This is a genomic window from Algibacter sp. Ld11, from assembly GCF_045066735.1.
Taxonomy (GTDB): Bacteria; Bacteroidota; Bacteroidia; order Flavobacteriales; family Flavobacteriaceae; genus Algibacter.
In genome coordinates this window covers 175750-200693 of record NZ_JBISHH010000011.1, presented here as the reverse complement: position 1 = coordinate 200693, position 24944 = coordinate 175750, and the positions used below count along the sequence as shown (strand labels likewise).

21 protein-coding genes are annotated in these 24944 nt (G+C 34.3%); 10 read left to right on the top strand and 11 right to left on the bottom strand.

Annotated elements, in window-relative coordinates; genetic code table 11:
* Positions 1 to 27: 27 nt before the first annotated feature.
* The 3 genes from ACJJV4_RS06295 to hemA are packed head-to-tail and all read right to left on the bottom strand — an operon-like array spanning position 28 to position 4666.
* Positions 28 to 1779, bottom strand: a complete 1752-nt coding sequence (locus ACJJV4_RS06295) for a TrkH family potassium uptake protein (protein ID WP_405292611.1) — start codon at positions 1777 to 1779, stop codon at positions 28 to 30.
* 57 nt (positions 1780 to 1836) lie between these two features.
* On the bottom strand, positions 1837 to 3411 hold the full coding sequence (gene hemC / locus ACJJV4_RS06290) for a hydroxymethylbilane synthase (RefSeq protein WP_405292609.1): 1575 nt from the start codon (positions 3409 to 3411) through the stop codon (positions 1837 to 1839).
* A complete protein-coding gene (gene hemA / locus ACJJV4_RS06285) occupies positions 3404 to 4666 on the bottom strand; it encodes a glutamyl-tRNA reductase (protein WP_405292608.1) in 1263 nt (420 codons plus the stop codon). The genes hemC and hemA overlap by 8 nt, the downstream gene beginning before the upstream one ends.
* A 182-nt stretch (positions 4667 to 4848) precedes the next feature.
* Here hemA and ACJJV4_RS06280 point away from each other — a divergent pair, with 182 nt between their 5' ends.
* The 6 genes from ACJJV4_RS06280 to ACJJV4_RS06255 are packed head-to-tail and all read left to right on the top strand — an operon-like array spanning position 4849 to position 9631.
* A complete protein-coding gene (locus ACJJV4_RS06280) occupies positions 4849 to 5757 on the top strand; it encodes a helix-turn-helix transcriptional regulator (protein ID WP_405292607.1) in 909 nt (302 codons plus the stop codon).
* A 51-nt stretch (positions 5758 to 5808) separates the two neighbouring features.
* On the top strand, positions 5809 to 5964 hold the full coding sequence (locus ACJJV4_RS06275) for a hypothetical protein (protein WP_405292606.1): 156 nt from the start codon (positions 5809 to 5811) through the stop codon (positions 5962 to 5964).
* Positions 5965 to 5975: 11 nt separating this feature from the next.
* On the top strand, positions 5976 to 6680 hold the full coding sequence (locus ACJJV4_RS06270) for a ThuA domain-containing protein (RefSeq protein ID WP_405292605.1): 705 nt from the start codon (positions 5976 to 5978) through the stop codon (positions 6678 to 6680).
* 5 nt (positions 6681 to 6685) lie between these two features.
* Positions 6686 to 7717: a ferrochelatase gene (gene hemH, locus ACJJV4_RS06265; RefSeq protein WP_405292604.1), complete on the top strand. Its 1032-nt coding sequence runs from the start codon at positions 6686 to 6688 to the stop codon at positions 7715 to 7717.
* Between the two features lie 2 nt (positions 7718 to 7719).
* A complete protein-coding gene (locus ACJJV4_RS06260) occupies positions 7720 to 9075 on the top strand; it encodes an MATE family efflux transporter (protein WP_405292603.1) in 1356 nt (451 codons plus the stop codon).
* A gap of 7 nt (positions 9076 to 9082) precedes the next feature.
* Entirely contained in the window at positions 9083 to 9631 is a 549-nt protein-coding gene (locus ACJJV4_RS06255) for a CopD family protein (protein WP_405292602.1), read from the top strand.
* A 46-nt stretch (positions 9632 to 9677) separates the two neighbouring features.
* On the opposite strand, the gene ACJJV4_RS06250 is transcribed toward ACJJV4_RS06255, so the two are convergent.
* Complete coding sequence (locus tag ACJJV4_RS06250; RefSeq protein ID WP_405292601.1) at positions 9678 to 10502, bottom strand: universal stress protein; 825 nt, start codon at positions 10500 to 10502, stop codon at positions 9678 to 9680.
* A 214-nt stretch (positions 10503 to 10716) separates the two neighbouring features.
* Between ACJJV4_RS06250 and rimP the strand changes: the two genes are divergently transcribed.
* From rimP to ACJJV4_RS06230, 4 genes are all read left to right on the top strand, one after another.
* Positions 10717 to 11178: a ribosome assembly cofactor RimP gene (rimP, locus tag ACJJV4_RS06245; RefSeq protein ID WP_405292600.1), complete on the top strand. Its 462-nt coding sequence runs from the start codon at positions 10717 to 10719 to the stop codon at positions 11176 to 11178.
* A gap of 13 nt (positions 11179 to 11191) precedes the next feature.
* Entirely contained in the window at positions 11192 to 12424 is a 1233-nt protein-coding gene (nusA, locus tag ACJJV4_RS06240) for a transcription termination factor NusA (protein WP_405292599.1), read from the top strand.
* Positions 12425 to 12524: 100 nt separating this feature from the next.
* Positions 12525 to 15368 carry a translation initiation factor IF-2 gene (gene infB / locus ACJJV4_RS06235; RefSeq protein WP_405292598.1) on the top strand — a complete coding sequence of 948 codons (2844 nt, stop codon included), beginning with the start codon at positions 12525 to 12527 and terminating at the stop codon, positions 15366 to 15368.
* A gap of 95 nt (positions 15369 to 15463) precedes the next feature.
* Positions 15464 to 16153 (top strand): aspartate/glutamate racemase family protein, encoded by a 690-nt coding sequence (locus ACJJV4_RS06230; protein ID WP_405292597.1) that lies wholly within the window; start codon positions 15464 to 15466, stop codon positions 16151 to 16153.
* On the opposite strand, the gene ACJJV4_RS06225 is transcribed toward ACJJV4_RS06230, so the two are convergent.
* From ACJJV4_RS06225 to ACJJV4_RS06195, 7 genes are all read right to left on the bottom strand, one after another.
* On the bottom strand, positions 16150 to 17052 hold the full coding sequence (locus ACJJV4_RS06225; RefSeq protein ID WP_405292596.1) for a serine/threonine protein phosphatase: 903 nt from the start codon (positions 17050 to 17052) through the stop codon (positions 16150 to 16152). The two genes, ACJJV4_RS06230 and ACJJV4_RS06225, sit on opposite strands and share 4 nt — an antisense overlap.
* A gap of 93 nt (positions 17053 to 17145) precedes the next feature.
* Entirely contained in the window at positions 17146 to 17874 is a 729-nt protein-coding gene (locus ACJJV4_RS06220) for an SGNH/GDSL hydrolase family protein (RefSeq protein WP_405292595.1), read from the bottom strand.
* Positions 17875 to 17975: 101 nt separating this feature from the next.
* Positions 17976 to 21422, bottom strand: coding sequence for a hypothetical protein (locus ACJJV4_RS06215; RefSeq protein ID WP_405292594.1), 3447 nt, complete (start codon positions 21420 to 21422; stop codon positions 17976 to 17978).
* 143 nt (positions 21423 to 21565) lie between these two features.
* The gene (locus ACJJV4_RS06210; RefSeq protein WP_405292593.1) at positions 21566 to 22744 is read right to left on the bottom strand and encodes an acyl-CoA dehydrogenase family protein; all 1179 of its coding nucleotides are present in this window, start codon (positions 22742 to 22744) and stop codon (positions 21566 to 21568) included.
* A gap of 172 nt (positions 22745 to 22916) precedes the next feature.
* Positions 22917 to 23630: a tRNA1(Val) (adenine(37)-N6)-methyltransferase gene (locus ACJJV4_RS06205; RefSeq protein WP_405292592.1), complete on the bottom strand. Its 714-nt coding sequence runs from the start codon at positions 23628 to 23630 to the stop codon at positions 22917 to 22919.
* A gap of 36 nt (positions 23631 to 23666) precedes the next feature.
* Positions 23667 to 24197: a ribosome maturation factor RimM gene (gene rimM, locus ACJJV4_RS06200; protein ID WP_405292591.1), complete on the bottom strand. Its 531-nt coding sequence runs from the start codon at positions 24195 to 24197 to the stop codon at positions 23667 to 23669.
* A 191-nt stretch (positions 24198 to 24388) separates the two neighbouring features.
* A complete protein-coding gene (locus tag ACJJV4_RS06195; protein ID WP_304405957.1) occupies positions 24389 to 24904 on the bottom strand; it encodes a 30S ribosomal protein S16 in 516 nt (171 codons plus the stop codon).
* Positions 24905 to 24944 lie beyond the last annotated feature (40 nt).

Sequence of the window (24944 nt, the reverse complement as noted above, 5' to 3'; positions counted from 1 at the left end):
ATTAATTATTTATTTTTGAGTAACCTTTTAGTTAATCAAAATATTCTCTTTTGGATACTCGTAAAATTGATGGTTTATTTGTCGTAATAAACCTATCATTAAGTTGAGCATACCGATACGGCCGATAAACATGACTAAAATAATAACATATTTACTAGGTTCTGTTAAAGTTGGTGTAAAATTTAAACTTAAACCTACTGTGCTATAAGCCGAAAAGCACTCGAAAGCAGCTGTTAATAGCGGAGTGTCTTTTGGTTCGAATATTAATAATGCCATTATAGAAAAACCTATTACAATAAGCGAAATACATAAAATAGCAAAGGCTCTCGATGTTGACTCTGCTGAGAACCGTTTTCCGAAAATTTCAATACGACTTTTACCTTTTGCCGTTGCAATAATATTTAAGGTTGCTAAAGCAAAGGTACTTGTTTTTATCCCACCTCCGGTTGAAGCAGGCGAAGCACCAATCCACATTAAAAATATAACGAATAAAAGTGATGGTATAGTCATATTGCTATAATCAATAACGTTAAATCCGGCAGTTCTTGGACTAACAGAATTAAAGGCTGCGTTTGTTAGCTTGCCAATTATTGTGGTGTGCTCTAGCATCGTGTTGTTGTATTCTGAAATAAAGAAAAATACCCAGCCTACAAATAATAAAATAGATGTAGTATAAATTACAATTTTGGTGTTTAATGTAATTATCGGAATCCGTTTATGCACAGCATCTCTTTCAAATATTTCAAATAATGAAACCTTAATTTTTTTGTAGAAATTAAAAATGATGTTGTGGCCAAGACCACCAAAGATAATAAGCATCATAATTACCCACTGAAAGCCGTAATTAAAACGAATGCTCTCTTCAAACAATCCTGATGGTAAAATGGAAAATCCTGCATTACAAAATGCCGAGATAGAATGGAAAATTGAAAAGAATAATTTGTCTTGAATAACACTGTTGCCTTGTATGGAAAAATAAATAAATAGGGCGCCAATAAGTTCTAGAGACATGGTAAATATAACCACGTTTAAAGCTGCTCTAAAGACATCTTTTAAACCATCTTGCGCAATAAAATCTTTAGTGTTTAAGCCTTCTTTAAACGAAGAGCTTCCTCTAAAAAAGAACGCGAAAAATGATGTGAACGTTAGAATGCCTAATCCACCTAATTGAATTAGGACAAGTATGATAGATTGCCCTATAACCGTGAAATCGTGGCTGGTGTCTAAAACAGCTAGTCCTGTAACACAAACGGCACTCGTTGCTGTAAAAAGTGCGTTTGTAAAAGTGATACCGTTTAGGGTGGCACTCGGTAGCATAAGTAAAAAGGCACCGAGAATAGCTAGAATTAAAAAACTACCTACAAACACAATGGCTGGGTTAAAGTAGACTTCGTAAATGTACCGTACCAATACAAGTAGCCTCAATAGGAAATACAAAATAAGCCCTAGTTCTAATATGGGCTTAATTTTTTGCAAAATAAAATGGTAGTCGTTATTAATATGCGTTAATGAAACCAGTATAGAAGTTACGAGTAATAGCGAGATAATTGCTATGTTAACTATGGCGACGCGTTTGTTGTTTTTATATTTGTAAATAAAAAGCTTTAGTGTGTTAAATGCAAGTAACAATATGGATAGAGCAATTAACCAAAAAACATGTGGCGATGTATAGTTATCGGCATGGTCATAACCAAAATCAAAAACAATAAAAAATAATACGATTATATCGAAAAAGCGATACACGTAATTTAATAATGATTGTTTTTTTAATTTAGGCATTTTAAATATACTGGTTTATTAAGAAAACCTGTTTTTAAAATAACAGCAAGTTAGTTATTAGATATAGTGTTCGTTCACTAACTCGATAACACTTTCTACCGTTGGTACTTTTGCTACACGAACATCATCAAAATGCTTTCTGGCTTCCCCTGCTGTAGTCTCGCCAATACAAAAAGCAATAACTTCTTTATTGTTTTTTTGTGTAAAACTTTCAACCGTAGAAGGGCTATAAAACATAACCGCTTCTACTGAGTCGCTAACTTTTACACCATCGTATTTTGTTTGGTAGGCTTCAATTTCGTTAACTTTTAAGTTATTTTCACTTAAAATAGTTGGTAAAGCATCTAATCTAATGTCGCTACAGAAATAAGTAACTTCGGCACCTTCCATATAGTCTACTAAGTATTCAGCTAGTTTTTTAGCGTTATTTTCAGAATGTTTTACTTTACCAATTCTGTTTTCAACTAGACGTTTGGTTCTACGTCCAACACAGTAAATGTTTTTAAACTGTAGTTCAACAGCCGAGTAATTTGTTGTAAGCGATTCTACTGCATTTTTACTAGTAATTACGACGTTTTGTATTTCTTGTTTTAAAAATCTTGGATGAATACGGTTTAAACTAATTTTAACCACATCGGTACTTTCAGATTTTACTTTTTCATGAAACAATAAACGTTGGTCTTCTGTTAAAGATTTTGTAGAATATACATTTGTTTTTCTATCAGCATCTTTTATGCTATCCATTAAGCGTTTACCGCCGCGTTCTATTACAAAATCGGCGCAGTATTGTGCAATATCATTATGCTCACCTAATTTTTTAACCCGAGTAACATCAATACGTTTTGTTCCGTCAGGACTTAGTAAAACACCTGTAAAGGTTATTTCTTCATCTTTTATATAAGCTAAGGCTCCAATAGGTGCTGTACATCCGCCTTCCAATTTATTTAAAAATTCGCGCTCTATGGTTGTACAGATTTCAGTTTCTTCGTGGTTTAATTCTGCGCAAATAGCTCGAGTTTCTTCATCATCTTCTAGAGCCGTAATCATAATTGCGCCTTGAGCTGGCGCAGGAATCATCCAATCTAAATTAATAGCATCTTCTGGTCTAATTCCAATACGTCCAATACCAGCAGCTGCAAAAATAGCACCGTTCCAATCGCTGTTTTCTAGTTTTTCTAAACGCGAATTTACATTACCACGTAAATCTGTGATAGTATGCGTTGGGAAACGATTTAACCATTGTGCACGTCTACGTAAACTACCTGTTGCAATAACGGCATCTTTAGAGCCTAAAAATTCTTCATTGTCTTTAAAAACCAAAGTATCTTTTACATTTCCACGTTTTAATACGGCAGCTTGTACAATACCCTTTGGTAAAAGCGTCGGTACGTCTTTTAAGGAATGTACAGCAATATCGATATCGTTATTTAGCATAGCGATATCTAATGTTCTTGTAAAAATTCCGGTTATACCTAGCTCATATAGAGGTTTGTCTAAAACTAAATCACCTGTAGATTTTACAGGGACTAACTGTGTTTTATGACCTAAATGTTCGAGTTGACTTTGTACTATTTTGGCTTGCCATAACGCTAATTCGCTATCGCGAGTACCAATTTTTATAATTTTAGACATTTTTTGTAGAAGGTTCTAATTGGAACACTTTTTTAATAAGTTCAAGACTTTCGTCTGTAGAAACGTCATCATCTTTTAAGTGATGCGCAAAATGATTTGTGATTTTCTGAATGATGTTGTTGCTGATTATTTCGGCTTGAGATTCGTTAAAATCTGATATTTTTTTACGTTGTGTATCTAATTCTGCCGTTGCAAAACCATTCAGTTTATGTTTTAGAGCCTTAATAGTTGGTGCAAATTTTCGTGTTTCTAGCCAACCGTTAAATTCTTCTTTTACTTCTTCTATAATCGCTTCCGCGGAAGGAATGTGTTGCTTTCTAGCTTCTAGAGTTTGATCGGTAATTTGAGATAAATGGTCTAAATGTACCAATTTAACACCGTCTAATTCTAATACATTTTCATCTACATTTTTTGGAATCGATAAATCTAAAATTAAAAGCGGTTTATTGCTTTGTATAATGTGTTTATCAATAGTTGGGCGTTGGGCTCCGGTAGCTACAATTAAAATATCCGAATCGGTTATTTCTTCCTGTAAATTCGAGTAATCTTTAACTAATAGATTAAATTTTCCGGCTATTTGTTCTGCCTTCGTTTTAGTTCTATTTATTAAAGTGATATGTTCGTTTTTGGTATGCTTTACTAAGTTTTCGCAAGTATTTCTACCAATTTTACCAGTTCCAAAAAGAAGAATATTTTTATTGGTAATATCTTTAACTTCATTAAAAATGTATTGTACCGAAGCAAAAGAAACCGATGTGGCTCCAGATGAAATTTCAGTTTCATTCTTAATACGTTTACTAGCTTGTATTACAGCGTTTATTAAACGTTCAGAAAAGGGATTAAGTAATCCATGTTTTCTAGATAGTCTAGCACTAATTTTTAACTGACTAATAATTTCGAAATCACCAAGAATTTGGCTGTCCAAACCAGAACCTACACGAAACATGTGCGATATAGCTTCTTTGTTTTTATAGATGTAAGCCACTTCCTGAAACTCTTCAACGGTACCCCGTGTATTATCGCAAAGTAATTTAATAAGCTGAAAAGGGTGCTGTGCAAAACCGTAAATTTCAGTTCTGTTACAAGTAGAAGTAACTACCAAACTTTCAATATTATTTTCTTTAGCTTGATTTAAAAGTGCAAGTTTACCTTCTTCGCTCAGACTAAAATGTCCACGAATATCTGCATCGGCTTTTTTGTAACTTAAGCCAATAGCATAAAAGTAACTGCTTTTTGAAACGTTATACTGTTGCATGCGTTGGTTAAAAATGTGTGGCAAAAATATACGGAAGGTGACTTAAAAAGTAACGCTCAAAGAACTTTTAGTGTCGTTTGTGGTTTTTTAACGTTGTTTTTGCTCTAAATGTGATAAATATCATATTTTTGTAATGAAATCGGATGATTTGAAGTGATTAATTTAGAACCAATCTAAATAAGATGAATAAAAATAGCGCTGTCAATACCCAGAAAAGTAACGCTCAAAGGTCGTTTTTGGAAACAGAGGTAGATGAGGGTTTTACGGTTTTAATGTATAAAAATGATGAAAGTGAAACGCAAAACATTGTAAAAGATATACATAGCGATTTTATACAATTTCATTTTTGTCTTAAAGGCTCCAGTCAGTTTGTGTTTAATGAAGGGCGGTATACTTTAAGTATTCTTGAAGAAAATTCTTTACTGTTGTACAATCCACAACGGGATTTACCAATAAATTTAAAAATTGAACCGAACTCTTGGATGGTTTCTATATTGATTTCAATCAAGAAGTTTCATGGTTTGTTTTCTCAAGAAGCGGGGTATATTACTTTTTTAAGTGATGATAATAAAGATAAAAAGTATTATAAAGATGGTGTTATTTCGCCATCTATGGCTATAGTTTTAAATCAACTTATAAATTATAATCTCAACCTTTCAATAAAAAACTTATATTTCAAAGGTAAAGCCTACGAGCTTTTAAGTTTGTATTTTAATAGGAACGAAGATGCCGATGTTGAACAATGTCCTTTTTTGGTAGATGAAACTAATGTTATAAAAATTAGAAAGGCAAAAGATATTGTGATTTCTCGAATAGCAGAGCCACCAAGTTTACAGGAGCTTGCTGATGAAATTGGATTAAATATTAAAAAATTAAAAGAAGGCTTCAAACAAATTTATGGCGACTCAGTTTTTAGTTTTTTATTCGACTATAAGATGGAAGTAGCAAGAAAGCTACTTGAAGCCGGTAATGATAATGTAAATGAAGTTGGTTTAAAGGTAGGTTATAGCACATCGAGTCATTTTATAGCAGCTTTTAAAAAGAAATATGGCACCACGCCTAAAAAATATGTGATGTCTTTAACATCGTAAATAATAGAAGTGATTAATTAAACAAGGTTTCTTCTGAAATAAAATAAAAAAATGAAATATTTAACACCAGAAATTGCTGCTTTAGCGAAATTTGCAAACACGAAAACTTTAGCAAGGTCAAGCACATCATGCGGAATTTTTCAAGATTGTGATTATATAGAAGCGCGACCTAAACTATACCACGAGCAACTAAATAAAACCAAATAAAAGACAAATAAATGAGAGTATTATTAATTGCGTTTTTAGCATTTTTCACGTTAACCAGTTATGCTGCCGATAAAGTGTTAGTTTTTTCAAAAACAGCCGGCTTTAGACATAAATCTATTGAAACTGGGGTAAAAGCTATTGAGGCGTTAGGCTTAGAAAATAATTTTACAGTAACGCACACAGAGGATGCTGCAGTGTTTTTAGATAAGAAATTAAAAAAGTACGACTTAATTATTTTTTTAAATACTACAGGAGATGTTTTGAATGCTAAAGAAGAGCAAGGTTTTAAAAAATATATTAATAAAGGCGGAAGTTTCTTAGGTGTTCATGCTGCAACAGACACAGAATTCGAGTGGGCATGGTATGGTAAATTAGTTGGGGCTTATTTTATAAGTCATCCAAAGCAAACCGAGGCTACTATGCGTGTTAAAGATAATAAGCACAAGGCTACAAAACATTTGCCTAGCCCTTGGACGCACTACGATGAGTGGTATAATTTTAAAAATATTAGTAAAGACTTACATGTGCTATTAGAATTAGATGAATCGAGTTATAAAGGTGGAGAAAATGGTGATTTTCACCCTATAGCATGGTGTCAGGAATTCGATGGAGGCAAAATGTTTTACACAGGAATGGGACATACTATAGCATCTTACTCAAATCCAGAATTTAAGCAGCATCTTTTAGGTGGAATCTTATATTGTTTAGATAAATAAAATAAATGAAAAAAGGTATATTACTTGTCAATCTTGGTTCTCCAGAAAGTCCAGAACCAAAAGACGTAAAAAAGTATTTAGGCGAGTTTTTAATGGACGAGCGTGTTATTGATATTCCATATATAGCACGAGCTGCCTTGGTTAAAGGTATCATATTAAAGACGAGGCCAAAGGCATCTGCTGCAGCTTATAAAAAGATATGGTGGGACGAGGGCTCTCCGCTTATTGTGCTTTCAGAAAGACTTCAAAATAAAATTCAAAAACAAGTAGAATACCCTGTTGCTTTGGCAATGCGTTATGGAAGCATGACAATTAAAAAAGGACTGCAGGAATTGGTTGATAAAGGTGTAGAGGAGGTTTTGCTTTTTCCGCTTTATCCGCAATTTGCGATGGCAACTACTGAAACTATTACCGTTTTAACTGAAGAGTTGCGCCAGGAGTTTTTTCCAAGTTTAAAAATAGAATCTGTTCCGGCATTTTATAATAAGCCAGATTATATTGAAGTACTTTCAAATTCTATTAAAAAACATTTAGAAGGTAAAAACTACGATCACGTTTTGTTCTCATATCACGGTGTTCCTGAAAGGCACATTAGAAAAAGTGATGTGACACAGTCCCATTGTAAAATTGATAAAAGTTGTTGTATAACACCTAGTAAAGCTCATGAGTATTGCTATAAACATCAATGTTTAGAGGTGACCCGTTTGGTGGGTGAAAGGCTTCAATTTAAAGAAGGAGCGTTTTCAACTTCCTTCCAATCACGTTTAGGTTTCGATCCATGGTTGCAACCCTATACCGATAGAACTATTGAGCGTTTGGGTAAGAGCGGTGTGAAAAATATGGCGATTATTACACCAGCGTTTGTTAGCGATTGTTTAGAAACTCTCGAAGAAATAGCAATGGAAGGTCAAGAGATTTTTCATGAGGTGGGTGGTAAAGATTTTACAACTGTACCATGTTTGAATGATGACGATGAGTTTGTAGCGTTACTTTCTAAATGGATAAATACTTGGGCTGAGTCTAAAATCACTGCTTAATAATGTCAAAAGTACCCTCCGATGGTTTTGGTGCGCAACCCATAAGTAAATTATTGGTTAAGCAAGCCGTTCCTGCGTCTATTGGTTTGTTAGTAATGTCGCTAAATATTTTGGTTGACACTGTTTTTGTTGGGCAATGGATTGGGTCTATCGCTATTGCAGCTATAAATATAGTCTTGCCTGTTTCGTTTTTTATAGCGGCTCTAGGGATGAGTATTGGTATTGGAGGTGCTTCAATAATATCGCGTGCGCTTGGCGCTTCAAATTACGAAAAAGCTTTAAAAACCTTTGGGAATCAAATAACACTTACGTTGTTAATTGTGGTTTCTATGGTTATTTTAGGTTTACTCTTTGTAGACAATATTATTTTATCCTTTGGAGGGAAAGGTGCTATTTTCGAGCCGGCAAAAATCTATTATAAAATTGTACTTTATGGAGTGCCGTTTTTGGCATTTTCCATGTTAGGGAATAATGTGATGCGGGCAGAAGGGAAGCCTAAATTTGCTATGTATGCTATGATGTTGCCATCGGTGAGTAATTTAATTTTAGATTATATTCTTATTAATGTCATGGGGTTTGGGATGGAAGGTGCTGCTTGGGCAACTAGTATTTCTTACCTTTTTTCTTTTGGGTTTATTGTGTGGTTTTTCATTTCTAAAAACTCAGAGTTAAGAATTAGTGGAGCTCATCTGGGGTTAAATTTTCCTGTAGTAAAAGAGATAGCGTCTTTAGGTTTTGTTACACTTGCGCGCCAAGCTGTAGTAAGTGTTACTTATTTATTTATGAATAATATTTTATTCGATTTAGGTGGTGAAACATCGGTTACGGCCTATGCCATTGTGGGTAGAATGCTAATGTTTGCTTTATTTCCGGTGTTTGGTATTACGCAAGGGTTTTTGCCTATTGCTGGTTTTAATTATGGTGCTCACAATTATGAGCGTGTTAGAGAGAGTATAAATATAGCGATAAAGTATGCTGCTATTTTAGCAACACTTATTTTTATTTTACTCATGGTTTTTCCAATATCTATAACCAAAGTGTTTACCACCAATCTAGATGTTATTGCGCAAACGCCAAATGCAATGCGTTGGGTATTTGCAGCAACTCCAATTATAGCGGTGCAACTTATTGGTGCCGCATATTTTCAGGCTATAGGTAAAGCAACACCTGCTTTGTTACTTACCTTATCTAGGCAAGGTTTCTTTTTTATTCCACTGATACTAATATTGCCAAAATTTTACGGAGAATTAGGGGTTTGGATGTCGTTCCCTATTTCCGATTTACTCGCAACAATAGTTACGGCATATTTTTTAAATCGTGAAATACGAAGAGATTTAATATTGAAAACTACAAAATAACTCAATTATGGAATATTATAATTATATAAAATCGTTTCACCTTATTTTTGTTGTCACATGGTTTGCAGGTTTGTTTTACATTCCAAGGCTTTTTGTGTATCAAATTGAAGCACATCATAAACCATCACCAGATAAAGAGATTTTGGGTAAGCAGTTGCAAATTATGACGAAGCGCTTATGGTATATCATAACTTGGCCGTCAGCTATTTTGTGTACTATTTTTGCTGTTTGGTTAATGATTCTACAGCCGTTTTGGTTGGAGCAACCGTGGATGCATGTTAAGCTTACTTTCGTGGTTTTACTTTTTATTTATCATTTAAAAACACATCAATATTTTAAGCAGTTGCAAAATGGTATAGTGAATAAAACATCTAGTTTTATGCGTATTTGGAACGAAGGTGCCACGTTTATACTTTTTGCTGTTGTGTTTTTAGTTATTCTAAAGAGTGCAATTAATTGGGTTTGGGGTGTTGTAGGAATTATTGTTTTAGGTGTTTTAATTATGCTCGGTTTTAAAGTGTATAAAAACATAAGAAGTAAAAATCCTGATGCATAAAAAACAATCTGCCTTAAACTTTATTAAAGCAGATTGCTTAATGTTTTTAAATTTTGAAAGTAATTACGGGGCGTTTTGCGTGGTTTACTAGATCCTCACTAATGCTGCCATTAAAAAAGTGCGAAATACCTTGTCGGCCATGAGTACTCATGCCTATTAAGTTCGCGGAAATGGATTCTGAAAAATTCATAATACCACTTTCAATATTGATGTCGTTATAAATATTTTTGCTAAGTTCGGGGAAATCGAATGCATCTAAAAAGATTTGCATTCTTCCGTTAGCTTCTCCCGAGGTCATAAAATTATTTGGTGTGTTCACTAAAAGTAAATGCATTTTAGCGTTAAAAATTTTAGCGAACTGAAGCGATTTTTCATAGCTAGGTATACTTTCCTCTTTAAAATCGGAAGCGAATACGAAGTTGTCAACTTTGAAAGATTTGTGTTCATTTTTTATTACCAAAACCGGTATTTCCGATGTTCTTACAACTTTTTCAGTATTGCTTCCAATAAGCATTTCTTTCAATCCGCTTACACCATTAGATCCCATAATAATTAAATCAATATCATGTTTTTTACTGACATGAAAAATCCCTTTAAAAATTTCGTGAAAATCAACTGTTTCATGTACGGTAATGTCTTTTAAGTAATCTTTCTTTTTTAGGGCTTCAAATTTTTTGTGTGCTAATTTCATAAAAAACAAAGCTTCAGGAAAGTCGCTATGCGAGTTTAGAGCATCAACCTGATCTATTGGTAATTCAATAATATGTAATAAATAAATTTCGCAATCATAAGTTCGTGCCAATTGGGCGGCAACCTTTAAAGCATTTTCGGCTTGGTCGGAAAAATCTGTGGGAACGAGAATTTTTTTCATAAAGTTATGGGGTGTTTAGTAGTTGGTTAAGACATTATCTGTAGAACAGATACAAAGCTTAAATGTACACTTATTAGGTTGTAATATAAGCTGTGGCATAGCTAAATTTATGAAATATTCCTTTAAAAATCAATAAAATGTTATATATTTGCACCGTTGAAAGGCGAATTAAGGAAATGAGGGGACAGAAAGTCCCCTCTTTTTATACTAGAAAATGTTAAAAACTACCGTAAAAAACTTACTCGAAGAGGCGTTAGCAGAGCGACAAGATTTATTTCTTATCAGCTTAGCTATTAGTGCCGAAAACCATATAAACATTGTTATCGATGGTGATAACGGCGTTTTAGTTGAAGACTGCATTTTTATTAGCAGGTTTGTTGAGAATGATTTAGATAGTGAAGAGCATGATTATTCTATAGAAGTAATGTCGGCAGGAGCAACAGCTCCATTGACAGATCGACGCCAGTATGTAAAAAATATAAATAGAACGCTTAGTGTGCGTACAAGTGCCGAAGAAATAGAAGGTGTTTTAACAAACGCGACCGAAAACGATATTCAACTAGAATGGAAAGCTAGAGAACCTAAGCCAGTAGGTAAAGGTAAAGTGACGGTAAATAAGCAAGCGAATATTGCTTATCAAGATATTATAGAAGCAAAAGTTGTGATAAAATTTTAAATCGAAACCAGTTATGGAAAATATTGCGTTAATTGATTCTTTTTCAGAATTCAAAGACGATAAGCTTATTGACAGAGTAACGTTAATGGCTATTTTAGAAGATGTTTTTAGAAGTGCTTTAAAACGAAAATTTGGAGATGATGATAATTTTGATATTATTGTAAATCCAGATAAAGGCGATTTAGAAATTTGGAGAAATAGAGTCGTTGTAGCTGATGGTGAGGTTGAGGAAGAAAATCAAGAGATTTCGTTATCGGAAGCTCGCAAGATTGAACCTGATTTTGAAGTAGGTGAAGATGTATCGGAAGAGGTAAAACTTATCGATTTAGGTCGTCGTGCTATTTTAGCATTACGCCAAAACTTGATTTCTAAAATACATGAGCACGATAACACTATTGTATTTAAGCATTTTAAAGATTTAGTAGGAGAGATTTATACAGCAGAAGTTCACCATATTCGCCATAGAGCAGTAATTTTGCTAGATGATGAAGGGAATGAAATTGTACTTCCAAAAGATAAACAGATTCCATCAGATTTCTTTAGAAAAGGAGATAACGTTCGTGGTGTAATTGATAGTGTAGAGCTTAAAGGCGCGAAACCAACAATAATTATGTCGAGAAGTTCTCCAGTGTTTTTGGAGAAATTATTCGAACAAGAAATTCCAGAAGTTTTTGATGGTTTAATTACCATTAAAAAAGTAGTAAGAATTCCAGGTGAAAAAGCAAAAGTAGCTGTAGATTCTTATGATGATAGAATTGATCCAGTAGGAGCTTGTGTTGGTATGAAAGGGTCTCGTATTCACGGTATTGTTCGTGAATTAGGAAACGAAAATATTGATGTAATCAATTATACTAGTAACTTACCATTGTTTGTTACTAGAGCATTAAGCCCAGCCCGTGTAACTTCTGTTAAATTAAACGAAGAAACAAAACGTGCTGAGGTAATATTAAAACCAGAAGAAGTAAGTAAAGCTATTGGTAGAGGCGGTCATAACATCCGTTTAGCAGGGCAGCTTACAGGCTTCGAGATCGATGTGTTTAGAGAAGGCGCAGAGGAAGATGTAGAATTACGTGAATTCTCTGATGAAATCGAATCATGGATTATTGATGAATTTAGTAAAGCTGGATTAGACACCGCTAAAAGTATTTTAGAACAAGAGGTGAAAGATTTAGTTAAAAGAACGGACTTAGAGGAAGAAACCATTAATGACGTTATTAGGATTTTAAGAGAAGAATTCGAAGAATAATATCAATTTCATAAAAATTATAAGAAATTATCGTTTGATGTTCCTTAATTTTATGATAGAATTGGTATAATATATATATTTGAGTATTTTAAAGGCAATTATGGCTGAAACAATTAGATTAAATAAAGTATTACGCGAGCTTAACATATCTCTCGATCGTGCCGTAGAATTTTTAGATTCTAAGGGTGTCGAAATAGAGAAGCGTCCGACTACGAAAATATCAAAGGAAACATATAAATTTCTTTCCGATGAGTTTCAAACAGACGCAAGTAAAAAAGTGGCATCTTTAGAGGTTAGTGAAGCAAAACTAAAAGAGAAAGAAGTGTTACGTGAGCAACGCGAGCGTGAACTTGAAGAAAAGCAAAAAGCAGCTGCCAAAAGAGAGGAGATTATTAAAGCAACTAAGCCACTTACCGGACCTAAGCAGGTTGGTAAAATTGATTTAGAAGGTAAAAAAGAAACTCCAAAACCTGCAACTGAGGTTAAACCAGAAGTGGTTGAGCCTAAAGTTGAAAAACAAGAGGTTGTTAAAGAAGTCGCTAAAGAGGTTGCTAAGGAAGAAGCAGTTGCTCCTGAAGTAGCAAAACCAGTTGAAGAGGTTAAAAAAGAACCTGTTAAAACCGAAGAAACTAAGCCTAAAGTTGAAGATAAGCCAGCTGCAAAAGCTGCAACAACTCCAAAGGCGGAAGTTAAACAAGTTGCAACAGAGAAAATAGAAAAACAAGAAAGCATCATTGTTGATGGTGAAGTTGTTACTCCTGAAGAAAAGGTAAAAACACAATACCAAAAACTTACAGGACCAAAAATAGCTGGTGATAAAATTGATTTATCTCAATTTAATAAGCCTAAAAAGAAACCTGTAGAAAAGAAACCTGCAGCAGGTGCAGCGGCAAACAAGAAAAAACGTCGTCGTATTAGTAAAGCTGGAGCTCCTGGAGATAATAGATCTGGAGGAAACAACAGGCCAGGTGGAAATGATCGTTTCAAAGGCAAACCAGGAACAGGTCCAGGACGTCGTAATATTGTTAAAGAAGAACCTAGTGAAGAAGATGTAAAAAAACAAGTGCGTGAAACACTTGAGAAACTTCAAGGGAAATCAAGCAAAGGTCGTGGTGCTAAGAATAGAAGAGATAAAAGAGACAAGCATAGAGAACAAACTGAAATTGATCAGCAAATAGAAGCAGCTGAAAGCAAAATCATTAAGGTGACCGAGTTTGTTACGGCAAGCGAAATGGCAACCATGATGGATGTTGGTGTAACTCAAATTATTTCGGCATGTATGTCGTTAGGTATGATGGTTACCATGAACCAACGTTTGGATGCTGAAACATTATCTATTGTAGCCGATGAGTTTGGTTATCAAGTAGAGTTTGTTACTGCTGATATTGAAGAGTCAATTGAAGAAATAGAAGATAAACCGGAAGATTTAAAATTACGTGCGCCAATTGTTACAGTAATGGGTCACGTAGATCACGGTAAAACATCGCTTCTAGATTATATTCGTAAAGAGAATGTAATCGCAGGAGAGTCTGGTGGTATTACACAGCATATTGGAGCTTATGGCGTAGAGTTAGAGAATGGACAAAAAATTGCCTTCTTAGATACACCGGGTCACGAGGCCTTTACAGCCATGCGTGCTCGTGGTGCTCAAGTTACCGATATCGCTATTATTGTAGCCGCTGCCGATGATGATATTATGCCGCAAACAAAAGAGGCTATTTCACATGCGCAAGCTGCTGGAGTACCAATTGTATTTGCAATTAATAAAATAGATAAGCCAGATGCTAACCCAGAAAGAATTAAAGAAGGTTTAGCACAAATGAATCTTTTGGTAGAAGATTGGGGTGGTAAAATACAATCACACGATATCTCTGCTAAAGTAGGTACTGGTGTTAAAGAATTATTAGAAAAAGTATTGCTAGAAGCCGAATTATTAGAGCTTAAAGCAAATCCTGAAAAAGCAGCAGTAGGTACTGTAGTAGAAGCCTTTTTAGATAAAGGTAGAGGTTACGTATCAACTATACTAGTACAAGCCGGAACACTTCGTGTTGGTGATTATGTTTTAGCAGGTAGAAATAGTGGTAAAGTAAAAGCCATGCATGATGAGCGTGGAAACGATGTTGTAGCTGCAGGGCCATCAACACCAGTTTCTATCTTAGGTTTAGATGGTGCTCCACAAGCAGGTGATAAGTTTAATGTATTTGAAGATGAACGTGAAGCGAAACAAATTGCTTCTAAACGAGCACAGTTACAACGTGAGCAATCTGTTAGAACACAGCGTCATATTACATTAGATGAAATTGGACGACGTATTGCACTTGGTGACTTCCAAGAATTAAATATTATCCTTAAAGGTGACGTTGATGGTTCTGTTGAGGCATTAACCGATTCGTTCCAAAAATTATCTACTGAAGAAATTCAAGTTAATATCCTTCATAAAGGTGTTGGAGCCATTACAGAAAGTGATGTATTGTTAGCTTCGGCTTCCGATGCTATTATTGTCGGCTTTAACGTTAGACCTGTTGGAAACGCAAGAATGATTGCCGATAAAGAAGAAATCGATATCCGTACATATTCTATTATCTACGATGCTATTAATGATCTTAAAGATGCAATGGAAGGTATGTTATCTCCAGAGTTGAAAGAAGAGATTTTAGGTACAGCAGAAATTAGAGAAATGTTTAAAGTATCTAAAATTGGTACTATTGCAGGATGTATGGTAACGAACGGTAAAATAACACGTAATGCAGGTATCCGTTTAATACGTGATGGTGTAGTTGTGTATACTGGTGAATTAACATCGTTAAAACGATTTAAAGATGATGCTAAAGAAGTTACTAAAGGTTACGACTGTGGTATGCAAATTAAAAATTACAACGATATCAAGGAAGGCGATGTAATAGAAGCATTCCATGAAGTTGAGGTTAAGAAAAAGTTGAAATAATTAAAAATTAACTTTATAAATTATAAAAAAGCCAGAACTTAAGTTCTGGCTTTTTTTGTTTTGTAAGTTGATGGAATAGCACTATTTTTAATAATATGAAAACAATAGGCTTAATTGGAGGCATTACTCCCGAATCTACAGTGTTATACTATCGAGTTTTAAATCAATTAGCGGCGTCCAAGTATGGTGAACCACATTCTGCTAAAGTTGTTGTTAATTCAGTAGATTTTGGAGAAATTTCAAAATTACAATCGGAAAATAGGTGGGATATATTAAATGAAGTAATGAGTAGCTCAGCATTAAGTTTAGAGCGTGCAGGAGCTGCTTGTATTTTAATTTGCGCTAATACCATGCATTTAACTATTGGTGCTGTGGAAGCAGCTGTGAACATTCCAGTAATACATATTGCAGAAGCAACTTCAAAACAAATATTAAGTAAAGGTTTAAAAAAAGTAGCGCTATTAGGAACAAAATATACTATGGAAAAGACATTCTATATTGATGTTTTAAAAACCTTTGGTATAGAAACTATAATTCCAGAGTTAGATGATAGAAATGAAATTCATAGAATTATTTATGATGAATTATCTAAAGGAAAATTAACATCAAATTCAAAAGCCATTTATCTTAAAATCATTCAGAAATTAATACAAACTGGAGCAGAAGGTATTATTTTGGGGTGTACTGAAATTCCATTACTTATACAGCAAAAGGATGTAAGCGTGCCTGTTTTCGATACAACAACCATTCATGCCAATGCCGCATTCCATTTTGCTACTACTTAAACAGACGTTTTATAAGCAATTAAGTCTCTAGGTCCTTCTAAAATATCTTTAATAATTTGTAGCGTACCATCATCTTTGGTGGCTATGCTCCATTTTATAAGTGAAATTTTTCCTTTTTCAATTTCTATTCCTGTAATACTTCTAGGGTGTACACAGCTGCCATCATTAAAAAACGCAATGTCTCCTGGTTCTGGAAAACGAGGTCTGTGTGTATGGCCAACTACAGTTACTAAGTTGTTATTATCGGTAATCCAATTTTTCGTTTTTCGTTCTACCTTTATAAGTTCGGTGTAGTTTTTAGCAGGACTCGTGGGGTCGGCAATTCCCATAACATTTAAGGGTTTCCATAATACGCGAACCATAAAACGACTCCATTTCCAGAATAAATAGTTCCACCAATCGGCTTGGTGACCATGCGTTAAAAATATTTCTTGGCTAGTAGAACAATGTTTTAAAACAATGCCTTCGTGATATTTTATATCTGTAAACAACTCTTCATCTTTACCCGTTTTCGGATCAAAATAAGTGGATAGGTGCTTTTTAACATAGCTCGGGTCTCTGTATACCATATCATGGTTTCCCCAAATCATATGCAATCTATTGCCTTTGTGGAAGTTTTTTAAAAGCATATAGACATTTTTGTGAGCGTCTAAAATAGATTTAAACGACAGGTTTTCCCAAAGCTCATCTCCATCACCAATTTCGCAATATTGAAATCCTTCATCGTAATAATGCTTTAAAGCATGATAATAAATGTTTCTATTGTTCGAGAAATCGTCGGCAAAACTATTATCGCCGCGGTGGCAATCACTAAAGAGTATAAACTTGCTATCATCATCAAAGTCGATGATTTTAGCAGTTTTATAAGCATTATCTAATCTTTTTCTGGCTGAAAACATAAGGTAAATGTAACAAATTTTCAGAGAGCATATTCATTATCTCTTTGATGAAAGAAGTAAAAAGCATGGGAGACATTACTATTAACACCGGCTTTATTCTTTTTTGAGTTTCTCAAGAGCTACAGGTAATAGTCGCTCTACAAATTTAGCATAAGCTAATTCCGAAGGATGTAAACCATCTGAAGCAACAAGGGTAGGGTCTGTGAAGCCTAACCTAGTAATATCTGTGATATTCACAAAGCTAATATTGTTTTTTGAGCAATAGTTTTCTGCAAAAGAATTATAAGTATCTATGTCTTCGGATACGTTTGCAAATTCTTTACCAACTGGTGTAAAAGCATAATCTGGAATAGATATAACGATTACATTAGTCTTATTAGATTTTGCTTTACTAATAGCTGTATTAATGAGCTGCGGAAATTCATTGCTGTAAATAGAGAAGGCTTTTCCTTGGTATTGATTGTTAACGCCTATTAAAAGCGTTACTAAGTCAAAATTTTCCGTTTCAGGTTTATTCTCGATTGCGCTAATTAAGTTAGAGGTTGTCCATCCTGTTTGAGCAATAATTTCTAGTTCTATTGCATTAATTAATTCTAATTTTGGAAGCAGCTGAGATTTTAATTGCTCAGGAAATCTACAGGTATCGCATACACTTTGGCCTATGGTATAACTATCACCTAAAGCTAGTATTTTAATCGAATTTATTTCGGGAACTTCTATTTCCATAGTTTCTTTTTGTGGTGTTATGGTTGAGTTCTCAGAACATGCCAGCAGCATAAAAACGATAAATGGTATAGAAAGTAAAGCCAATTTCAATTTCATTTTTTTATTTTAAAGATACGGTTTAGATTATAAAAATGAAAATCATAAAAAAAAGCGTTTCAATTTCGAAACGCTTTTTAATCAATTAAGAAAAGAATACTTTAATGTCTATACAACGGATCTGCGCCAATAGTACCCGCTAATTCCTTTAAATACTCTTTAGATATTACATTGCTGTAATGTTCCTTAGCGGCATGTAAACGATCTTCTATATTCATTTCAGAAACAAGAATATCATTATTGGGGTTTTGCATGAAATCTTGCAAATAGGTTATTTGTGCTTCATAAAAGCTCAGGTCTTTTTGTTGTTTAAGTAATAAACGCTCTTTATACCAATCGCTATTTAAAACATAATCTCTGTCAAAATATTTACGTAATTCTGGGTCGCTAATTTGTTTACCTTCATACGAACCATAAGCCATAATATTTAATAGAATTTTTAATGGCGGAATGGCCGATGTAATGCTACCATCTTCAAAATAACTTAAAGCTACCTTTTCTTGCGCTTCAACAATATTATTAATTCCATCTACATAATCTTCTAAACCTTGTAATTCTGGTTTTAGCATTTTTTCGTTGAAAACAGCTGTTGGCTCATCAAACAAGCGATTTAGACATCTTAAAGAGAACGTTTTTGTAATTCTGTAACCCAATCTACTAGCTAAAATAGTTTTTCCATTATGTTCAAAATCTTCAATTTTTTCTAGTGCACCATGTTCTATTAATTGCTTAGGGTCTCTATCTTCTGGAGTTAAACGTGCCCAAATCTCGGGTATAAGTAAACTAATATCGTGATCTACTTTATTTTCTCCGCCAACATAACCCGCAGCAGTGCTAAACGCATCAGATTCTGTTAAAATATGTGATAATAAGGCATTGTTTAAATCGGTTGTTGGAGTTAACATATTGAAAGGGCTTTTTGTTAAAGCACCTTCCGATCCCGCTCCAGTTGTAGATGGAGATTTACCTGTTAAGCTACAAATAAAATCCATGAATAATTCTGGTGTTTCCTGATAATGTATTGGGTTGTAAACTGCCAATGGGCGTATGCCTGCTTTTCTGTCGGCAGGATTATTTCTACGTCCTGGTAGCACGGCATTCACAACTTGAATTACGGGGTCTTCAGATGGGATTTTACGGAATAATCGAATACCAATTTCACCTAAATAACTTTCTTTAGTTTCCTCAGTATTTATATTACGCTCTAAGTAACGTGGGTTTTTAGTTGGTTCTCCATCTACAATTCTAGTATGCGATGGTAATGCAAAATACTCTTCCTCGTTTGGACTCTTAATAACGCTAATAATTAAGTCTTTTACAGGTTGTGTATATTTATCAAAATTGATGGTGTCTTCATAAATTTCAATGGCGTCTTTCTTTTTAAGTAGCTCGTAATTTGTTAAGTATGTGTTTGGAGATACAATATCTCTTTCTGCATTTTTATCATACCCTCGAACAATGGCTTCATCTGGCCTTTGGAACAAGTACGATTCACAATTTGCGACAACCTTTAAGCTCTTGTTTTGAAACTTAGGACTTAGATGTTTAAAGCGCTCACGTGGAATTGTTATTGAAGCAGAAATATCATCTTCAGTTTGAATTTTTATACTTGCAGAAAAATCTGAGCGTAATTTATTTAGTAACCAATTACCGTTTTCATTAAACCCAATACGTACATAACTACCAACAACAGGTGTGTTATTGTAGAGTAAACCAGTTCCTTTTTTGCCATTGATAAATTCTACCGACATGCAATCTTTCCAATTTAAATCTTCGAAATCTTGGCGGTAAAGACGTTTTACAAAAAGAACTAAGGAACGGATGTGTACCGGGATGTTGGTTACAAAGTCGTTGTATTCATCAGAGCATTCATCCGATGGTGTTAATAATTTTACAGCCGAACCTAAGGTTCTTCCTTTACTTAAAAAACTTCGTGATGGCGGTAGAGTAGGGTCGTAATCTTTCCAACGTTTGGAATAGTTGAATTCAATTATTTCATCGGCCTTTTTAAAATCTTCATCAATATCTCTAATATTGAACGTGCTATATGTAATAGCGTTTAACATAGATTTTGAAATTTCAGATTTACCACCTCCAGAAACCGTGCAAGGTTTATGGCAGAATATGCCTTCGGCCATAGTGTTTACTATACGCCAAAGAGGAATGGCTGGGTGTTTTTCTAAAGTAAATTTATTACCCGTTGGGTGAACATATTTCTTTTTAGGCGATAGCTTAAGTTTGTGCTCTTTTCCGTTATGCTTCCAGGTAATGCTATTCGTGTTTGTATTAATGTAAGATGCTTCTGGAATGTAAATAATGTCCGGGTATTTTTTATCTATCGCATAATTTTCTGGTTGAATTTCAATTCTATCGCCTAAATATGTTTTAACATCTTCAAACGTGAAATTGTCGCCATGTTTCCCAGAAAACGCAACACCATCTACAATGGCCCCCATAACACCTCTAGGGTAAGCAATAGCTCCTCCTGAGTGTTCTTCTTCAACAAGTCCAAATAAATTAGCACTATAGCTTATTTGTGTTTTTATTTCTTTTTTAGAATACCCGTAATAATTATCGGCAATAATAGTAACAACAACACCTCTGTCGTCTCTACAGGTAATTTTAAAGGCACCACCTTCATTGTAAAGCTCATCGTCATTTTTCCAGCACATGCCTTCTTTTTTCTGACGTTCGGTAGCATCATCAATATGTGGTAATCCTACATCTTTCTTTTTTAAGGTTCTTAATTGCGGCGCTAGAATAATACATCCTGTATGCCCTGTCCAATGTTCTGTGTCTAATCCAGCGTCGTTTTCAGCTAAATTGGGGTTGCCAGCATTTCCGAAAATAGATTCAACAAAATCTAAATTACTTACTAAACTTCCTGGAGCAAAAAAACGGACTTCTAAAGATTTTTTAGAAATAACATTTGGAACTTCCGGACAGACCATAGGTCTTAATAGCATGGATACTATTGTTTTTGCCTTATCTTCTTGATTAGAAGTAAAGGGCAATGTTTTTAATTCATCTGAAGGATTAAAAGCAGCGTTTAGAAAGTGAGCAAAAGCAATTTTCGGAACTTCCTTTTTATCTAAAGGAACAGGTAAATTACCTTCCACAATATGAAACGTACCTTTTGTTGTCCGTTTATCGTGTAACGGATTATTTAAAATACCTTGTTTTATTCTATGCGATGTTACGTTGTTACTCTGGAATGAGTTTCCATCTGGTGGTAAGCTAATTTCTCTTGCGTGTCCTTTTTTCGACAAAATAAGTGTATCGTTAGGTAATACGTAAGGTTTGTCGATAGAAATATCTTGGAGATAATCGTTTATAAAATTTTGAATTCTAGTATCAACAGGTGAATGGTGATTTGCTAAAAGCCGAGATTTTTCACGAATGCTCTTTATTAAGCCGCTCGTTAGTTCTTCAAATTTTGAATCACCAAACTTTTCTAAACTATCTTTTTTGTCTCTGTAAATAGGCTGCCCTAATGATGCTAATTGTAGATTGATAAATTGAACGATGTCTTTTCTAGATTCTTCCATAATGCTGTTTTATGCTTTTAAACCGTGTAAAGGGTTCTATTCTACGTAAATATAAAACGTAAAGCGCATACAAAACATGTCAAATGTCAGTAATCTTAAAAATTTAAGGAAAAGGCCGTTTAATATATAAATATTTAACAAATCTACTTAAAAGCGTTAAATCCTGTAATATCTAACCCTGTGATTAATAGATGTATATCGTGAGTTCCCTCGTAAGTAATAACACTTTCTAAATTCATAGAGTGACGCATAATAGAATATTCGCCAGTAATTCCCATACCACCTAGCATTTGTCTAGCCTCGCGAGCAATGGTTATAGCCATATCTACATTATTGCGTTTAGCCATTGATATTTGGGCAGAAGTCGCTTTATTCTCATTACGTAAAACACCCAAACGCCAAGTTAAAAGTTGCGCTTTGGTGATTTCTGTAATCATTTCGGCTAGTTTTTTTTGCTGTAATTGAAATTGTCCAATAGGTTTTCCAAACTGTATACGCTCCTTACTATAGCGTAGCGCTGTATCATAACAATCCATAGCGGCACCAATAGCTCCCCAAGCAATACCGTAGCGCGCAGAATCCAAACAGCCAAGAGGTGCGCCTAAACCAGATTTGTTAGGTAATAAATTTTCTTTCGGAATTTGTACATTATCAAAAATTAATTCGCCAGTTGCCGAAGCCCGTAACGACCATTTATTATGGGTTTCTGGAGTAGAAAAACCTTCCATGCCACGCTCCACAAGTAAGCCATGGATACGTCCATTTTCATCCTTAGCCCAAACAACTGCAATCTCTGCAAAAGGCGCATTCGAAATCCACATTTTTGCACCATTCAATAAATAGTGGTCACCTTTATCTTTAAAGTTAGTAACCATTCCTGACGGATTACTGCCATGGTCGGGCTCGGTTAATCCAAAACAACCAATCCATGTGCCATTAGCTAGTTTTGGCAAATATTTTTGACGTTGTGCTTCGTTACCATATTTCCAGATTGGGTACATCACTAAAGACGATTGTACCGAAGCAGTAGAACGCACACCAGAATCGCCGCGTTCAATTTCTTGCATAATTAAACCGTAGCTTATTTGGTCTAAACCGGCGCCACCATATTCCAGAGGTATGTATGGACCAAAGGCTCCAATTTCTGCTAAGCCACCTATTATTTGTTTAGGAAACTCTGCTTTTTGTGCATATTCTTCTATTATAGGAGAGACGTCTCGTTTTACCCAAGCACGAGCTGTATCACGAATTAGTTTGTGTTCATCGGATAATAAATCGTCTAAATTATAATAATCGGGAGCTTCAAATAAATCTGGTTTCATAGCTAAGATTTAAGTTTTATTCAAAGTAGAAAGCTTAGTAAAAAGAGGATTCTATTAACCACGTTGTACTTATAAAACGTAAACGAGATTATAGGTTCTTTACTAAAAAACTTCTTTTATTAAGAATAAAACAAATTACACTATCAAATTTAAAGAATAATTAGTAAATCGATTACATTTTTAAGTAAAAATCTTTAGTTAAATTAATGTAATCTTGGGTGTATTGATGTCTATCAGTTTCAATAATAAGTTCTGTGTTAGTAGTTTCGCTTTCGCTGAAGGAAAACGTTAGCATACTTCGTTTAACTTCAGTTTCAGGATTACCCTTAACTCGGCAAATGTTGTTAGGATATAATAAGACATTTTTAGCTAATGCAATAAAGTTGTCTTCTTCATTAAAAGGAATGATAACATTGAAACTACCTTCTGGAGAGAGCAAAACAGATACACTTTCTAATAAATGATTAAAAGGCATAGCGTCTTGAAAACGAGCTAAATCGCGCGATTCATTCTCGGTTTTATAATCTTCGGCATAAAATGGCGGATTGCAGATTATTAAATCGTATTCATCATCGATTTCTTCAGCAAACTCTTCTAAAGAGGCATGGTAGCAGAATAATCGATCTGCCCATGGGGATTGCTCAAAATTATCGACACATTGCTCGTAAGCATCATCATCAATTTCTATAGCATCGATAACTTCGGCATAACTGCGTTGTGCGAGCATTAAGCCTAAAACACCAGTTCCGGCTCCAATATCTAGAATAGCAAACGGATTTTTTTCTAAGCTAGCCCAAGCGCCAAGTAAAACAGCATCTGTACCAATTTTCATAGCACATTGATCTTGATTAAGGCTAAATTCTTTGAATTTGAATGGCTTGCTCATAGAAAACATTTTTTTGAAAAAATTTTAAGACGAATTTTATTCTTCTAGATATAAATCAATTAAACCCTCTGGAGTTTCTACTATAATCGTTTTGTTTTTTCGATCTACTTTATTGATAAACTCATCGTTCATGGGTATTAAAATTTCAATACCATCTCGGTCTATTTCAAAAAGCGATTGTGCTGTAGAGTCGTTAATAGCTTTAATAACACCAACGGTTCCAAAATTTATATCTTCAACAGTAAAGCCAATAACTTCATGAAAATAAAACTTATCACCTTCTAGTTTTGGTAACAAATCTAGAGGTAAATAAAGGCCACTTTTCATTATAGCATCGGCATCGGCTTCTTCGTCTACATCTTCAAATTTAATGCGAAGTAGTTCAGATTTGTGTAACTGAGAGCTTTCAATAAAAAAAGGTACCAAGTTATTACGGAGTTCTAAAAATATAGCATCTAAATTTTCGTAAATATCCGGTTCGTCTGTATCTAGTTTGGCTAAAATTTCGCCTTTAAAACTGTATTTTTTTACAATTTTACCTAAGTAAAAACAATCTTCTTTTTTCATGGAATGCTTGGTTTTTTTCTATTTCCGCCTAAGCGTAAACCTCATTTAATAAATGAGAGTCAAAAGTAATTAAATTTTATAATTAATAGTATGCGTAATCTAACAGCATTATTTTCTGCAGACTTTAATTTTAGAAAATAAAAAACTCCGATATTGCTATCGGAGTTTAAAAGTATAAAAAAATTTGTTTTTTATTCTTCTTCGTTTGATGCTTCTGCTTCAACTTCAGGAGCAGCTTCTTCAGCTACTTCTTCAACAACAGGAGTTGCCGCAGCAATTCTTGCTTCGTTAACCGCTTTTTCTGCTGCTAATGCATCAGCTTTTGCTTTTGCTTCAATTTCAGATAAACCATCAGCTTTAGCTTGAACTTTTCCTGTTTTCTCTTCTAACCAAGCTGCAAATTTTGCTTCTGCTTGCTCTTCAGTTAAAGCTCCTTTTCTAACACCACCTGCAAGGTGATTTTTAAGTAAAGCGCCTTTGTAAGACAATAAAGTTTTAGCTGTATCGGTTGGTTGTGCACCATTTTGTAACCATGTTACAGCACCATCAACGTTTAATTCAACAGTTGCTGGGTTTGTGTTTGGATTGTAGATACCTAATTTCTCTAAGTATTTACCATCTCTTTTTGATCGTGCATCAGCTGCAACGATCCAGTAAAAAGGTTTTCCTTTTTTACCGTGTCTTTGTAATCTAATTTTTACTGCCATAATAATTAATTATTTGAGGTTCGCGACCTCGGTTATTAAT

What these genes read in the sequence shown, in the direction of transcription:
- rimP (WP_405292600.1), top strand. Translation starts at nt 10,717, where the DNA reads ATGTTAAAAACTACCGTAAAAAACTTACTCGAAGAGGCGTTAGCAGAG.
- ACJJV4_RS06260 (WP_405292603.1), top strand. Translation starts at nt 7,720, where the DNA reads ATGTCAAAAGTACCCTCCGATGGTTTTGGTGCGCAACCCATAAGTAAA.
- ACJJV4_RS06250 (WP_405292601.1), bottom strand. Translation starts at nt 10,502, where the DNA reads ATGAAAAAAATTCTCGTTCCCACAGATTTTTCCGACCAAGCCGAAAAT.
- ACJJV4_RS06215 (WP_405292594.1), bottom strand. Translation starts at nt 21,422, where the DNA reads ATGGAAGAATCTAGAAAAGACATCGTTCAATTTATCAATCTACAATTA.
- hemA (WP_405292608.1), bottom strand. Translation starts at nt 4,666, where the DNA reads ATGCAACAGTATAACGTTTCAAAAAGCAGTTACTTTTATGCTATTGGC.
- ACJJV4_RS06225 (WP_405292596.1), bottom strand. Translation starts at nt 17,052, where the DNA reads ATGTTTTCAGCCAGAAAAAGATTAGATAATGCTTATAAAACTGCTAAA.
- ACJJV4_RS06275 (WP_405292606.1), top strand. Translation starts at nt 5,809, where the DNA reads ATGAAATATTTAACACCAGAAATTGCTGCTTTAGCGAAATTTGCAAAC.
- infB (WP_405292598.1), top strand. Translation starts at nt 12,525, where the DNA reads ATGGCTGAAACAATTAGATTAAATAAAGTATTACGCGAGCTTAACATA.
- ACJJV4_RS06205 (WP_405292592.1), bottom strand. Translation starts at nt 23,630, where the DNA reads ATGAGCAAGCCATTCAAATTCAAAGAATTTAGCCTTAATCAAGATCAA.
- rimM (WP_405292591.1), bottom strand. Translation starts at nt 24,197, where the DNA reads ATGAAAAAAGAAGATTGTTTTTACTTAGGTAAAATTGTAAAAAAATAC.
- ACJJV4_RS06295 (WP_405292611.1), bottom strand. Translation starts at nt 1,779, where the DNA reads ATGCCTAAATTAAAAAAACAATCATTATTAAATTACGTGTATCGCTTT.
- ACJJV4_RS06230 (WP_405292597.1), top strand. Translation starts at nt 15,464, where the DNA reads ATGAAAACAATAGGCTTAATTGGAGGCATTACTCCCGAATCTACAGTG.
- ACJJV4_RS06220 (WP_405292595.1), bottom strand. Translation starts at nt 17,874, where the DNA reads ATGAAATTGAAATTGGCTTTACTTTCTATACCATTTATCGTTTTTATG.
- ACJJV4_RS06255 (WP_405292602.1), top strand. Translation starts at nt 9,083, where the DNA reads ATGGAATATTATAATTATATAAAATCGTTTCACCTTATTTTTGTTGTC.
- nusA (WP_405292599.1), top strand. Translation starts at nt 11,192, where the DNA reads ATGGAAAATATTGCGTTAATTGATTCTTTTTCAGAATTCAAAGACGAT.
- hemH (WP_405292604.1), top strand. Translation starts at nt 6,686, where the DNA reads ATGAAAAAAGGTATATTACTTGTCAATCTTGGTTCTCCAGAAAGTCCA.
- ACJJV4_RS06280 (WP_405292607.1), top strand. Translation starts at nt 4,849, where the DNA reads ATGAATAAAAATAGCGCTGTCAATACCCAGAAAAGTAACGCTCAAAGG.
- ACJJV4_RS06210 (WP_405292593.1), bottom strand. Translation starts at nt 22,744, where the DNA reads ATGAAACCAGATTTATTTGAAGCTCCCGATTATTATAATTTAGACGAT.
- ACJJV4_RS06270 (WP_405292605.1), top strand. Translation starts at nt 5,976, where the DNA reads ATGAGAGTATTATTAATTGCGTTTTTAGCATTTTTCACGTTAACCAGT.
- hemC (WP_405292609.1), bottom strand. Translation starts at nt 3,411, where the DNA reads ATGTCTAAAATTATAAAAATTGGTACTCGCGATAGCGAATTAGCGTTA.
- ACJJV4_RS06195 (WP_304405957.1), bottom strand. Translation starts at nt 24,904, where the DNA reads ATGGCAGTAAAAATTAGATTACAAAGACACGGTAAAAAAGGAAAACCT.